This is a genomic window from Pseudomonas monsensis, from assembly GCF_014268495.2.
GTDB lineage: Bacteria > Pseudomonadota > Gammaproteobacteria > Pseudomonadales > Pseudomonadaceae > Aquipseudomonas > Aquipseudomonas monsensis.
In genome coordinates this window covers 1,756,829-1,770,705 of the sequence record NZ_CP077087.1, presented here as the reverse complement: position 1 = coordinate 1,770,705, position 13,877 = coordinate 1,756,829, and the positions used below count along the sequence as shown (strand labels likewise).

General features: G+C 61.0%; 10 protein-coding genes and 1 tRNA gene. All 11 read left to right on the top strand.

Going from position 1 to position 13,877, the window contains the following annotated elements; all coding sequences use genetic code 11:
- Positions 1–816, top strand: coding sequence for an ABC transporter permease (locus HV782_RS07695; protein ID WP_186744571.1), 816 nt, complete (start codon positions 1–3; stop codon positions 814–816).
- A complete protein-coding gene (locus HV782_RS07690) occupies positions 813–1,601 on the top strand; it encodes an ABC transporter ATP-binding protein (protein WP_186744569.1) in 789 nt (262 codons plus the stop codon). The genes HV782_RS07695 and HV782_RS07690 overlap by 4 nt, the downstream gene beginning before the upstream one ends.
- 13 nt (positions 1,602–1,614) lie before the next feature.
- On the top strand, positions 1,615–2,340 hold the full coding sequence (locus HV782_RS07685) for an urea amidolyase associated protein UAAP1 (RefSeq protein ID WP_186744567.1): 726 nt from the start codon (positions 1,615–1,617) through the stop codon (positions 2,338–2,340).
- Positions 2,341–2,351: 11 nt separating this feature from the next.
- The gene (locus tag HV782_RS07680; RefSeq protein WP_123465435.1) at positions 2,352–2,993 is read left to right on the top strand and encodes an urea amidolyase associated protein UAAP2; all 642 of its coding nucleotides are present in this window, start codon (positions 2,352–2,354) and stop codon (positions 2,991–2,993) included.
- 280 nt (positions 2,994–3,273) lie between these two features.
- Positions 3,274–6,906 (top strand): urea carboxylase, encoded by a 3,633-nt coding sequence (gene uca / locus HV782_RS07675; RefSeq protein ID WP_186744565.1) that lies wholly within the window; start codon positions 3,274–3,276, stop codon positions 6,904–6,906.
- 24 nt (positions 6,907–6,930) lie between these two features.
- On the top strand, positions 6,931–8,703 hold the full coding sequence (atzF, locus tag HV782_RS07670) for an allophanate hydrolase (RefSeq protein ID WP_186744563.1): 1,773 nt from the start codon (positions 6,931–6,933) through the stop codon (positions 8,701–8,703).
- A 491-nt stretch (positions 8,704–9,194) separates the two neighbouring features.
- Complete coding sequence (locus HV782_RS07665; protein ID WP_123465429.1) at positions 9,195–10,682, top strand: sensor domain-containing diguanylate cyclase; 1,488 nt, start codon at positions 9,195–9,197, stop codon at positions 10,680–10,682.
- Positions 10,675–10,905, top strand: coding sequence for a cysteine-rich CWC family protein (locus HV782_RS07660; RefSeq protein WP_123465427.1), 231 nt, complete (start codon positions 10,675–10,677; stop codon positions 10,903–10,905). The genes HV782_RS07665 and HV782_RS07660 overlap by 8 nt, the downstream gene beginning before the upstream one ends.
- A gap of 33 nt (positions 10,906–10,938) precedes the next feature.
- Complete coding sequence (locus HV782_RS07655) at positions 10,939–11,631, top strand: pseudouridine synthase (protein ID WP_186744560.1); 693 nt, start codon at positions 10,939–10,941, stop codon at positions 11,629–11,631.
- A 316-nt stretch (positions 11,632–11,947) separates the two neighbouring features.
- Entirely contained in the window at positions 11,948–12,832 is an 885-nt protein-coding gene (locus tag HV782_RS07650) for an alpha/beta fold hydrolase (RefSeq protein WP_123465423.1), read from the top strand.
- Between the two features lie 158 nt (positions 12,833–12,990).
- Positions 12,991–13,064, top strand: a tRNA-Gly gene (locus HV782_RS07645).
- The last annotated feature ends 813 nt before the right edge of the window (positions 13,065–13,877 follow it).

Here is a 13,877-nt window from a genome sequence, read left to right as displayed (position 1 = left end):
ATGCGCCTGATCAATCACCACCCGGATCGCCCGAGTCGCCTGCTGTTGGTGATCCTGCCGTTCGCCCTGGTGCTGTTCGCCTACTTCATGGGCTCGGCCGAGCGCCTGGCCGACAACCCCAACGACAAACTGCTGCCTAGCGCGGTACAGATGAGCGACGCGGTAAAGCGACTGGCCTTCAATGCCGACAGCCGCACCGGTGATTACCTGTTGTGGCAGGACACGGCCTCCAGCCTGCGGCGTCTGGCCATCGGCCTCGGCATCGCTGCGCTGGCCGGGCTGTGCCTGGGCATAGCTGCCGGCACCTTGCCGTTGTTCGGCGCACCGTTGTCGCCGTTGCTGACGGTGCTGTCGATGGTGCCGCCGCTGGCGATCCTGCCGATCCTGTTCATCGTTTTCGGTCTGGGTGAGTTGTCGAAAGTCATGCTGATCGTGATCGGCATCACTCCGGCCCTCGCCCGGGATCTGGAACAGCGCGCCCGGGAAATCCCCGTCGAACTGCTGATCAAGGCGCAGACCCTCGGCGCCTCGACCTGGACGCTGATGCTGCGCGTGGTCCTGCCGCAACTGCTGCCGCGTTTGCTGATCTCGCTGCGGCTGATGCTCGGCTCGGCGTGGCTGTTCCTGATTGCCGCCGAGGCGATCGCTTCCACCGACGGTCTCGGCTACCGGATCTTTCTGGTCCGGCGTTATCTGGCGATGGACGTGATCCTGCCGTACGTGGTGTGGATCACCCTCCTCGCCTGGCTGATGGATTGGGGCCTGAAATACCTGACCCGCCGCGCATTCCCTTGGTATGAGGGGGCGGCCAAATGAGCTTCATCACAGTCAAAAACGTCTGGCAGCAATACGCCGATCAGGTCGTGCTCGAAGGCTTGAACCTGAGCGTCAACGAGGGTGAATTCTGCACCCTGGTCGGCGCCTCCGGTTGCGGCAAATCGACCTTCCTGCGCCTGCTGCTGGGGCAGGAAACCGCCAGTCGCGGCACGATCCTGCTCGACGGCCGGCCACTGGCCAACGAACCGGATGCCAGCCGTGGCGTGGTGTTCCAGCGCTACTCGGTGTTCCCGCATTTGAGCGTGCTCGACAACGTCGCCCTCGGCCTTGAACTGCCTTGCTCGCCGTTGTTCGGTCGGTTGTTCGGCAGCGCCAAACGTGAGGCGCGCGAACAGGCCGCGGCATTGCTCGACAAAGTCGGCCTCGGCCATGCGCTCGACAAATACCCGGCGCAGCTGTCCGGCGGCATGCAGCAACGGCTGGCAATTGCCCAGGCGCTGATCATGAAACCGCGGGTGCTGCTGCTCGACGAACCGTTTGGCGCGCTCGATCCGGGCATCCGCAAGGACATGCACGCCTTGCTGCTGGAGCTGTGGCGCGAGACGAAACTGACGGTGTTCATGGTCACCCATGACCTGTCCGAAGGTTTCAGTCTCGGCACCCGGCTGCTGGTGTTCGACAAGGTTCGCCTCGACCCGCACGCCCCCGGCGCCTATGGCGCGCGCATCACCTACGACATCCCTTTGAACAGCGACCGCTGCGCCCAACGCGCCGCCGTCGACGCCCTGCCGTTGCCACTGGCAGGCGCCCTTCACACCGCTTGAGAGGATTGCTCCAATGACCGATTCGACCCAACTGTTCCCACCGTTTGCCGAAGAAATGCTTCCCGGCGGCGGCCATCGCTCTTTCGTGTTGAAGCGCGGCCAATTGCTGCGCCTGACTGATCTGCGCGGCGGCGCCAACGTCAGCCTGACCCTGCTCAATGCCAATGAAAAAACCGAACGGCTGAACCTGCCCGACAGCCTCAAATGCCAACACACCGCCAAGCTCACCAGCGGCCATTGCCTGTATTCGGACATGGGCCGCGTACTGGCCGCGATCACCGCCGACACCTGCGGCTGGAGCGACAGCCTCGGCGGCGTGCTCTGCGCCGAGGAAGTGGCCGAGAAATACGGCCAGGGCCGTTACCAGGAACTGCGCAACGGCTTCTTCCGCAACGGCACCGACAACCTGCTGGTGGAACTGGGCAAGTGGGGGCTGGGCCTGTCCGACCTGCTGATGACCCTCAACCTGTTCAGCCGCGTGAACGTCGATGACGCCGGACGCTTCCACTTCGTCGAGGGCAACTCCAGGGCCGGCGACTACATCGAGTTGTACGCGCCGATGGACACGCTGGTGGTGCTCACCGCCCTGCAACACCCGATGGATCCGGCACCGGAATACGCGCCAAAACCCTTGAAGCTGAGCTGGATGAACGCCGACGCGAGCGTCGCCGAACACTGCCGCACCTCGCGCCCGGAAAACGAGCGCGGCTTTATCAACACCGACCGTTTGTTCGCCTGAGGATCGCTGCCATGTCCGTTGCTATCGCCACTTCGCAAAAACAACCCGACACAGCGGTGTACCGCGCCACGATCCCGGCCGGTGAACCCTGGCTGATGGAGGTCAAGGCCGGCCAGACCCTGCGCATCCTCGACCTGGAAGGCAATCAGGCCATCGACACCTTGTTCTACAGCCTCGCCAATCCCAAGGAGCGCTACGACGTGCAACGCACCTTGCGTCGGCAAAACAGCGTCTACCTGAGCACCGGCAGCGTGCTGTATTCCAATCTCGGCCACGCGATGCTGACCATCGTCGCCGACACCTGCGGGCGCCACGACACCCTCGGTGGCGCCTGCGCACAAGAGAGCAATACCGTGCGCTACGCCCTGGAAAAACGCTACATGCACAGCTGCCGCGACAACTACCTGCGCGCCTGCGTCCACGACGGGCGGCTGGGCAAAGGCGACATCGGGCCGAACATCAATTTCTTCATGAATGTGCCGGTGACGGCGGATGGCGGGCTGACCTTCGAGGACGGGATTTCGGCACCGGGCAAGTACGTCGATTTGCGTGCGGAGATGGATGTGATCGTGCTGATTTCCAACTGCCCGCAATTGAACAACCCGTGCAACGCATACAACCCGACACCTGCGCAGTTGCTGGTATGGAACTGACCATGAGCCGATTGCGCCGTTGGTTTTTCGCACTGTGCCAGGCGCGTTCCGGGCAGTGCCTGAAATCTCCCAGACACCCCTAAACCTTGTGGGAGCTGGCTTGCCAGCGATAGCGGTGTGTCAGTCACCATTGATGTTGGTAGTGCCGGCGTCATCGCTGGCAAGCCAGCTCCCACAGGGACCTGTAGTGATTTGAAGTAAATGTTTTTTTCATCCGGGACGGCCCGGATGTCTGTCGAAAAACGGCGGGACGGCCCGCTTCCCCTTCAGGGGTTATGCCATGTTCGAAAAAATCCTCATCGCCAACCGGGGCGCCATCGCCTGCCGCATCCTGCGCACGCTGCGTGACTTGCAAGTGCAAGGCGTCGCCGTGTATTCCGAAGCCGATGCCGCCAGCCTGCATATCCTGCACGCCGCTGAAGCCCACAGCCTCGGTGAAGGGGCCGCCGCCGGCACTTATCTGGCCGTCGACAAAATCCTCGCCATTGCCACGGCCAGCGGCGCGACTGCCATTCATCCCGGTTACGGTTTCCTGTCCGAGAACGCCGCCTTCGCCGAGGCCTGCGAAGCGCACGGCATCGCGTTCATCGGCCCTACAGCCGAACAACTGCGGGTGTTCGGTCTCAAGCACACCGCGCGCGCGCTGGCCAAACAGCATGGTGTGCCGATGCTCGAAGGCACCGAGCTGCTCGACAGCCTCGACGCCGCGCTGATCGCCGGCGAACAGGTGGGCTATCCGGTGATGCTGAAAAGCACCGCCGGCGGTGGCGGCATCGGCATGCGTGTGTGTCGCAATGCCAGCGAACTGAGCGAGTCGTTCGAAGCGGTGAAACGCCTCGGCCAGAACAATTTCAGCGACGCCGGAGTGTTCATCGAGAAGTACATCCAGCGCGCCCGGCACTTGGAGGTACAGGTGTTCGGCGACGGTCGCGGTGAGGTCATCGCCCTCGGCGTACGCGACTGCTCGGTGCAACGGCGCAACCAGAAAGTCCTTGAAGAAACCCCGGCACCGAACCTGCCGGACGGCATGGCCGAAGCGCTGTGCGCGGCGGCGATCAAACTGGCGCAAGCGGTGAACTACCGCAGCGCCGGCACCGTGGAATTCGTCTTCGACAGCGAGGCGCAGCGCTTCTATTTTCTCGAAGTGAACACACGGCTGCAGGTGGAGCATGGCGTCACCGAACAGGTCTGGGGCGTCGACCTGGTACGCTGGATGATCGAACTGGCGGCCGGTGATCTGCCGCCGCTGAGCACGTTGTATGGCGCACTGAAACCCGAAGGCCATGCGATTCAGGCGCGACTGTATGCGGAAGATCCGGGGCGCGATTTCCAGCCGAGTCCGGGCTTGCTGACGGCCGTGGAATTCCCGCCGGCCAACGGCATTCAACTGCGCATTGATACCTGGGTCGAAGCCGGCTGCGAGATCCCGCCCTACTTCGATCCGATGCTTGCCAAAGTCATCACCTGGGCGCCGACCCTCGAACAGGCGCGTGCCGAGCTGCATCAAGCATTGGGCGACAGTCTGTTGTACGGCGTGGAAACCAACCGTGATTATCTGCGGCAGATTCTCCTTGATACGCCGTTCGCCAGCGGTGAGCCGTGGACCCGCTGCCTGGAGCATCTGGTCTACCGCGCCAACACTTTCGAAGTGCTCGGCGCCGGCACGCAAACCAGCGTGCAGGACTACCCCGGTCGCCTCGGTTACTGGGCCGTCGGTGTGCCGCCGTCCGGGCCGATGGACAGTCGCGCCCTGCGCCTGGGCAATCGCCTGCTCGGCAACGCTGAAGGCGCAGCTGCACTGGAAATCACCATGAGCGGGCCGCTGCTGCGCTTCAACTGTGAAGCGGTGATCGCGGTGACCGGTGCGCCGATTGGCCTGACGCTTGAGGGGGAAAGCGCGCCAATGAATACCGCCCTGCTGATCCCGGCGGGCGCGACACTGCATCTGGGCAGCATCAGCGGCGCCGGGGCACGCAGTTATCTGTGCCTGCGCGGTGGCTTGCAGGTGCCGGATTATCTGGGCAGTAAAAGCACCTTCACCCTTGGCCAGTTTGGTGGCCATGGTGGTCGGGCATTGCGTGCCGGGGATGTGTTGCATATCCCTGCGCTGACTGACCGCTGTACTGGTCAGCAGCTGGCCGAACAGCACATCACCGCGTTGCCAGCGGTGCGGCAGATCCGGGTGATCTACGGCCCGCACGGCGCGCCGGAATACTTCACCGAAAACTACATCAACACGTTCTTCACCACCTTGTGGGAAGTGCATTTCAATTCCAGCCGCACCGGCGTGCGCCTGATCGGGCCGAAGCCGGAGTGGGTGCGCGCCGATGGCGGTGAAGCCGGGTTGCATCCATCGAACATTCACGACAATCCGTATGCAATCGGTGCAGTGGACTTTACCGGTGACATGCCGGTGATCCTCGGCCCGGACGGCCCGAGCCTTGGCGGTTTTGTCTGCCCGGTGACGGTGATCGAGGCGGACCTTTGGCAACTGGGGCAGCTCAAGGCGGGCGATAAAATCCAGTTCATCCCTGTCTCTCTCTCAAACGCCCGCAACCTGGCCTGCCAGTGGGATACCTGTGGGAGCTGGCTTGCCAGCGATGGGGCCCGTCCAGACACCGCATCAACTTCATCGCTGGCAAGCCAGCTCCCACAGGGAATTGTGTCGCCTGTGGTGCTGACGTTGGGGCAGGGTGACAGGCGGCTTGTCGGGCGGGTTTCTGGCGACACTCATTTACTCCTGGAAATCGGCGAGCCTGAACTCAATCTCGTCCTGCGCTTCCGCGCCCACGCGCTCATGCAAGCGCTGGAAAGCAAAACCCTGCACGGCGTGATCGACCTCACGCCCGGCATTCGCTCGCTGCAAATCCACTACCAGCCCGAGCAACTGCCACTCGCCGATCTGCTCGGCATCATCGCCGGCGAATGGGACGCGGTGTGTGCGGCCAACGATCTGCAAGTGCCGTCGCGCATCGTGCATTTGCCGCTGTCCTGGGACGATCCGGCCTGCCAACTGGCCATCGAAAAATACATGACCACCGTGCGCAAGGACGCGCCGTGGTGCCCGAGCAATCTGGAGCTCATCCGCCGCATCAACGACCTGCCGAACCTCGACGACGTGCAGCGCACAGTGTTCGACGCAAGCTATCTGGTGATGGGCCTTGGCGACGTTTACCTCGGCGCCCCGGTGGCGACCCCGCTGGACCCGCGCCATCGTCTGGTGACCACCAAATACAACCCGGCACGCACCTGGACTGCGGAGAATTCGGTGGGCATCGGCGGCGCCTACCTGTGCGTGTACGGCATGGAGGGCCCCGGCGGTTATCAGTTTGTCGGGCGCACGTTGCAGATGTGGAATCGCTATCGCGAAGTCGCCGCGTTCGATGGCAAACCGTGGCTGCTGCGCTTCTTCGACCAGATCCGGTTCTACCCGGTCAGCGCCGACGAGCTGCTGCGTATCCGCCGGGATTTTCCGCTCGGGCGCTTCGAACTCAACATCGAACACAGCCAGCTCAACCTTGCCGATTATCAGGCGTTTCTCAACCGTGAAGCCGAGAGCATCAGCGCGTTTCGGGCTCAGCAACAGGGCGCCTTCAATGCCGAGCGCGAACGCTGGATCACCAGTGGCCAGGCACATTTCGACAGCGAAGAAGCCCTGGCGCCGTGCAGCGAGGATTCGCCGTTGGTCGACGGTGAACACAGCGTCGACAGCCACATTGCCGGCAACCTCTGGCAGGTGCAGGTCGAGGCCGGCAGCCGTGTCGCGGCGGGCGATGTGCTGGTGATTCTCGAGTCGATGAAGATGGAAATCCCGGTACTCGCGCCGATGGCCGGGGTGGTGCGCGAGATTCGCGTGCAGCCCGGTTCGGCGGTGCGCGCCGGGCAACGGCTCGTGGTACTCGAACTCGACTGAAGCCAATTGGATAAGGATCAACTCATGAATCTGCAACTCGATGTTCTGCGCCAGGCCTATCGCTCCGGCGCCACCACACCGCGTCAGCTGCTGCCGAAGCTGCGGGAAAAAGCCGCCGCGCTGAACCCGGATTATCACCTGTTCATTCATCTGCTCAGCGCCGAAGAACTGGAGCCGTACCTCGCCGCCTTCGACGGTCGTGACCTCGACAGTCTGCCGCTGTACGGCGTGCCCTTCGCGATCAAGGACAACATTGATCTGGCCGGCATTCCCACCACCGCCGCATGCCCGGACTTTTCTTACGTGCCAGAGCGCTCGGCGACCATCGTCGAGCAATTGCTGGCGCTGGGGGCGATTCCGCTGGGCAAGACCAATCTCGATCAGTTCGCCACCGGCCTCAATGGCAGTCGCTCGCCTTTTGGCGCATGCCCCAACAGCGTGTTGGCGGAGTATCCGTCCGGCGGTTCCAGCGCCGGTTCGTCGCTGGCGGTGGCATTGGGCGTGGCGAGTTTTGCCCTGGGCACCGACACCGCAGGCTCCGGTCGGGTGCCGGCGGCGCTGAACAATCTGGTCGGGTTGAAGGCGAGCAAAGGGCTGATCTCCACGGCCGGCGTGCTGCCGGCTTGCCGCACGCTGGATTGCGTGACTACGTTCACCGCCACTGCGCGTGAGGCCAGTCAATTGCTGGCGCTGACCGCCAAACTTGATCCGCGTGATGAGTACAGCCGCCGCAATCCATCATGGAATGACGGCTCGGCGTTTGGTGCGCCACGGGCGTTTCGTTTCGGTGTGCCGCGCGCGCAGGACCTTGAGTTTTTCGGCTGCGTCGAAAGCCCGCTGCTGTTCGGCGATGCCATCGACCGGCTCAAGGCTTTGGGTGGCGAAGCGGTTGAACTGGATCTGTCGCCGTTCCTCGAAGCCGCACGCTTGCTCTACGAAGGGCCGTGGGTCGCCGAGCGCTACAGCGTCGCCGGTGAACTGATGGAGCAGAATCCCGCAGCGGTGTTGCCGGTGATCCGCGCCGTGCTGGCCAAAGCGCCAGCGGTGACCGGCGTGCAGACCTTCCGCGCGCAGTATCGCTTGCAAGCCCTGAAAGCCCTGTGCGACCAGGCACTCGAAGGGCTCGACTGCGTACTGACCCCGACCATCGGCCGCCCGGTGACACTGGCCGAACTGGACGCAGAACCGGTGCTGCGCAACTCCGAACTGGGTTACTACACCAACTTCATGAACCTGCTCGACTACGCCGCCGTCGCCGTGCCGAGCGCGTTCATGGCCAACGGTTTGCCGTGGGGCGTGACGTTGTTTGGCCGGGTGTTTACCGATCAATACCTGCTGAGCGTGGCCGATGCATTGCAGCGTCAGTTGGATTGCGACCTGCCGACACCGGCGAACGCAGCTCGCCATGATCGCGCACGCATCGTGGTGTGTGGCGCGCATCTGCAGGGGTTGGCGTTGAACTGGCAACTGACCCAGCGGGTTGGGCGCTTGCTGGAGACAACGTTCAGTTCGCCGGACTATCAACTGTATGCGTTGGCCGGCGGCCCACCACTGCGTCCGGGGATGGTACGAGTCAAGCATGGCGGCGTGGCGATTGCGGTGGAAGTGTGGGAGTTGCCGAGCAGCGAATTGGGCTCGTTCCTGACCGGAATTCCGGCGCCGCTTGGACTGGGCAAGGTGCAGTTGGCGGATGGGCGTTGGGAGAGCGGATTTATCTGCGAACCGTATGGTCTGGAAGGTGCGCTGGACATCAGCCATTTGGGCGGGTGGCGGACGTATCTTGAAACTCGGAGCTGATCCAAAAACCAACCCTCACCCTAGCCCTCTCCCGGAGGGAGAGGGGACTGACCGAGGTATCTGTAAGAGGGTTGTCATTCAGTGATACTCCGTCGAACTCAAGTTTTGAACTCAGCAAAATTTAGCCCCCTCTCAGGAGGGCAAGGGGACTGACCGAGGTGGTTGCCAGGTGGTTGCCATGCGGTGATACCGAGCCGAACACAATTTTTGAAATCACCACAATTTAGCCCCTCTCCCTCCCGGGGAGAGAGGAGACTGACCGAGGTGTTTGCCAGGTGGTTGCCATTCGGTGATATCGAGCCGAACACAACTTTTGAAATCACCACAATTTAGCCCCCTCTCCCTCCGGGAGAGGGTTGGGGTGAGGGGAGCGATCCTCCTGGCACACCCTCTGCGCCATATCCCCTGCCATTTCAGGCATAAATCCCGCAGTCTTTTCCCGGCCATCCCACTAGAATGCATGCCATCGGGCAACTGCCAACGGAACCGCCATGCCGCTTCGTTCTCCCCTGTACTCGCAACGCTCGCTGGTCCTGACGCTGATCGCCCTCCTCGGCGCCGGGTTCCTCGCCACGTCACTGCTGAGCTACTACGCCTCCCGCGCATCGATCCGCGACAGCATCGTCAACACCGAACTGCCGCTGACCTCCGACACGGTCTACTCGGAAATCCAGAAAGACCTGGTCCGGCCGATCCTGATTTCTTCGATGATGTCCCGCGATACTTTCATGCGCGACTGGGTGGTCAACGGTGAACAGAACCCCGAGCAGATGACCCGCTACCTCGACGAGGTCATGACCCATTACGGCGCCTACACGGCGTTTTTCGTGTCCGACAGCACCCACACCTATTACCACGCCAAAGGCGTGCTCAAGCAGGTCAAGGTCGATGAGCCGCGCGACACCTGGTACTTCCGCGTGCGCGACATGAAAGACCCGTACGAAATCAACGTCGACCCGGATCTGGCCAACAAGGACAACCTGACGTTCTTCATCAACTACAAGGTCTACGACTACCACAACCGCTTCATCGGCGCGGCGGGCGTCGGCCTGACCGTGGACGCGGTGATCAAGCTGATCGACAAGTATCAACAGCGCTATCAACGCAGCGTGTATTTCGTCGATACCTTCGGCCGGCTGGTGTTGACCGGTGCCGACGGCGGCCCGGAAGGTGCGCACATCGGCCAGCGTCTCGGTGAACTCGAAAGCCTGAAAGGCCTGGTCAGTCAATTGCCCAAACCGCACAGCGGCAGCTATGAATATGCCACCCATGGTCAGGGGCATTTTCTCAACGTGCGATTTATTCCGGAGTTGAACTGGTACCTGTTCGTCGATAAACGCGAGGACGGCGCGCTGAGTGAAATCCGGCAGTCGCTGTACTTGAATCTGCTGATCTGCCTGTTGGTGACGCTGATTGTCCTGGCGTTGCTCAACCGTGTGATCAAACGTTTCCAGCGCAAAATCCACGCCCAGGCCACCCTCGACAGCCTCACCGAACTGCCCAACCGCCGAGGCTTCGACATTCTCGCCGCACAGGCTCTGCACGAAGCGCAACGCGAGACCAAACCACTGACCGCGTTGCTGCTCGACCTCGATCACTTCAAAGTGTTGAACGACACCTACGGACACATGGCCGGCGATCAGGTGTTGATCGGTTTTGCCCGCGATCTGCAAAGCTGCCTGCGCCACGCCGACATTGTCTGCCGCTGGGGTGGTGAGGAATTTATCGTTTTGCTGAAGGACACCGACGGCGACACCGCTCAGAAAATTGCCGAGAAGATCCGCCAACATGTCGAACAGCATGAATATGCCTACAACGGCCACAGCCTCAATCTGACGGTGAGCATCGGTGTCACCACCCTGCAACGCGATGACACCTTGCACAGCCTGCTGTCGCGGGCCGATCATGCGATGTACCGGGCCAAACAAACCGGCCGCAACCGAATCTGCGTGGAAATGCCTCACTCGACTTATGCCTGAATCTGACGTTAAACCCGACCATTGCCCGGCCTGCGGCGCCCGCAACGACTGCAGCCTCGCCGACCCGCGCACCGCCGACCGCGAATGCTGGTGCTATGGCGTGACTATCGACCCGGCCGTGCTCCAAGCGCTGCCGCCAGAACTGCGCAACCAATCCTGCCTGTGCCCGCGTTGCGCGCAGGTCGAGGCGCAACTGCAAGCGACCCGGCCGTCGATCCCGTAAGATGCGCGGCCTTTCACCCTGCGAATTCTGAACATGCGTGTCAACCGTTTCCTCAGCAACCTGCCCCGCTACAACCGTCAGCAGGTTCGTCTGTTGCTGGTGGAAAAGCGCGTGCGGATTGACGGAAAAGTCGTCAGCGATCCCCACAGCGAAGTACTCGACTTCAGCCGAGTCGAAGTCGACGACGAGGTGTTGCAGGTCGGTAAACCGGCGCGCTACTTCATGCTGCACAAACCACCGGGCTGCGTCAGTGCCACCCGTGACCCGCAGCACCCGACCGTGCTCGACCTGATCGACGAACCCGACAAGGACGATCTGCACATCGCCGGGCGTCTGGACTTCAACACCACCGGTCTGATGCTGATCACCAACGACGGCGCGTGGTCGCGCCGTCTGACCCAGCCACAGACCAAGCTGCCGAAGGTCTATTACGTCGAAACCGAAGAGGCGATCGGGCCGGAATACGCGATCACCTTCGCCGAGGGCATCTACTTCGCCTTCGAGGACCTGACCACACAACCGGCGCATCTGGAACGGCTCGGCCCACGCTCGGCGCGGTTAAGCATCGTCGAGGGTCGTTACCATCAGGTGAAGCGCATGTTTGGGTTCTTCAACAACAAAGTCCTGCGCCTGCACCGCGAATCCATGGGCCCGCTACTGCTCGATAACGCGCTAAAACCGGGCGAGTACCGTGCTTTGCGCACCGAAGAGATCCATTTGTTCTAAGCCTGTGACCGCTCAGCAGAAGTTGTCGAACAATTTACCAATGGCACTTGCGCGATCCCCATCCCCCTGCTTGAATCAGGACGTCGGCCAGATTGTGACCGATGAGTCACAACATACATCCAAGAAACTTTTTGCCGGTAGAGAGCCTTCAAGGCTCCGCCTCAGCCGGCAGACTGCCCGCCAATAACAATACCCGTCGACCGCAGTCATGGATCGACATGGGCCAAGCAAATTCCAGGCGTATGCCTACCTGTCACAAAGCTCGTGCAATCTCTATTTGCGCGCATACCCGCTTGCTTGCCAGGAGTCTTATGACATGAGGCCAGAAATCGCTGTGCTGGATATACAGGGTCAGTATCGGGTTTACACGGAGTTCTATCGCGCAGACGCCGCAGAAAAGACCATCATCCTGGTCAACGGCTCGATGGCCACGACTGCGTCGTTTGCACAGACTGTGAAAAACCTGCACCCGCAATTCAACGTGGTTTGCTACGACCAGCCCTACGCGGGCCGGTCAAAAGCCCACAACCGACACGAGAAACATCTGACGAAGGAAGTCGAAGGGCAGATCCTGCTCGAGCTGATCGACCACTTCGCCGCCGAACACGTGCTCTCTTTTTCCTGGGGCGGCGCAGCTACGCTGGTTGCCCTCGCGCAACAGCCACGGCGCATCGAACGAGCGGTGATCAGTTCGTTCTCGCCAGTGATCAACGCACACATGCTCGATTACCTTGAGCGCGGCGTCGATTACCTCGGGCAACGCGACGGCGATCGCGTCGGGCACCTGGTCAACAACACTATCGGCAAACATCTGCCGTCACTGTTCAAACGCTTCAACTATCGCCACGTCAGCAGCCTGGCGGAACACGAATACGGGCAGATGCACTTCCACATCAGCGACGTGCTGCACAGCGATCGGCAGTGCTATCTGAATGCAGCGAAAAAGATCAACGTGCCGGTGCTGTTTCTAAACGGCGAATGGGACGAATACACCGCCGCTGAAGACGCTCGCCTGTTCGGCAACCACGTGGCACACAGCACCTTCACTACGCTGCAAGCCACCGGGCACTTCCTCGACATGGAACACAAGGCCGCCTGCCGCGATAGCCAGAACGCCTTGCTCGGCTTTCTGAAACCGGCGCAGCAGGCCAGCCGAACGCGTTACTCGTTTGTTCAGGATCAACATGCACTGGCCATTTGAAAAAGCGTCGTCGCGAGCGAGGCTGCAGGGTTGGGATTTTGCTTTGCGCACCGCAGTGCTCGCCCGCGATTGACCGTTTTCAGCGATTTAAAGCGTTCATGAGTAAAAGAAAAACTTCAAATCCGTGGCCGAGTCTGGTACAAAGTCAGCCGCTCTGAGCGGGTATAGTTTAATGGTAGAACAGTAGCTTCCCAAGCTTCCGACGAGGGTTCGATTCCCTCTACCCGCTCCACTCGAATTTTGGTCTCACGTTGTGTTTTTTGACGGGGGGTGCAGGAATAGAAAAAACCGGCCTACAGGGCCGGTTTTTTTGTGGCTGGGATTTGAGGTTGGCCGCTTCGACAGCGCAGAACCATTCAGCAACACACCGTAGATTGCAGATTCGCCAGTCCCCCCTCTCCGCTTCGGTTTCTCTAATGACAACAAGTGCAGTCTGCTCAAGGGAATGATCCGCACCCAGGGGCTTTGACCACCCTATCCCCGAGAAGCAAGACACGACCTGATGACCATGCTTGGGATCAATGACGAAGCAACCCAATGAAATTCAGATCCACAAAGGACTCCAGGAGTCCATTCGCAGACTTCATTCGAAATGCGAAATCGGAAGAAAAGAAGCGCGTTTACAGTGAAGTGCTGACCGAAGCTACCAAGAAACAGAATGAAGTGATGTTGGCGGCGCGCGAAAAGCAGGCCTGAGTACGATATTGAATTTCAAAAACGCCCGACCGATTGCCGGGCTATTTCATTCCATCGAAAACCCCATCTCTCATCTGCCGATTATCGTATTCCACTGGTTACCATTCGCGAACGGCAGCGTTCGGCCCAGAGTGTGTAAAAACGCTTCGCCAAAATTGGAGTGTGCGCGTTTACGTCGAATCTGAAATTTATCGGCACATCAGCAGGTGCGGATTTTACGTAGAAGCGCGATTCTCAGTCCGGGCTTGAGTACCTGTCGCGCTGAAAAACGTTTTTACACAGCCTCGGCCGATAGCAGCCGTTGATGAACGACCCCTTCTGGTTTAAGCCGTTAGCCACTGAGGCATCG

Bases quoted from the DNA above. Each gene is read 5' to 3' on its own strand.
- HV782_RS07695 (WP_186744571.1), top strand. From the start codon at position 1: ATGCGCCTGATCAATCACCACCCGGATCGCCCGAGTCGCCTGCTGTTG.
- HV782_RS07690 (WP_186744569.1), top strand. From the start codon at position 813: ATGAGCTTCATCACAGTCAAAAACGTCTGGCAGCAATACGCCGATCAG.
- HV782_RS07685 (WP_186744567.1), top strand. From the start codon at position 1,615: ATGACCGATTCGACCCAACTGTTCCCACCGTTTGCCGAAGAAATGCTT.
- HV782_RS07680 (WP_123465435.1), top strand. From the start codon at position 2,352: ATGTCCGTTGCTATCGCCACTTCGCAAAAACAACCCGACACAGCGGTG.
- uca (WP_186744565.1), top strand. From the start codon at position 3,274: ATGTTCGAAAAAATCCTCATCGCCAACCGGGGCGCCATCGCCTGCCGC.
- atzF (WP_186744563.1), top strand. From the start codon at position 6,931: ATGAATCTGCAACTCGATGTTCTGCGCCAGGCCTATCGCTCCGGCGCC.
- HV782_RS07665 (WP_123465429.1), top strand. From the start codon at position 9,195: ATGCCGCTTCGTTCTCCCCTGTACTCGCAACGCTCGCTGGTCCTGACG.
- HV782_RS07660 (WP_123465427.1), top strand. From the start codon at position 10,675: ATGCCTGAATCTGACGTTAAACCCGACCATTGCCCGGCCTGCGGCGCC.
- HV782_RS07655 (WP_186744560.1), top strand. From the start codon at position 10,939: ATGCGTGTCAACCGTTTCCTCAGCAACCTGCCCCGCTACAACCGTCAG.
- HV782_RS07650 (WP_123465423.1), top strand. From the start codon at position 11,948: ATGAGGCCAGAAATCGCTGTGCTGGATATACAGGGTCAGTATCGGGTT.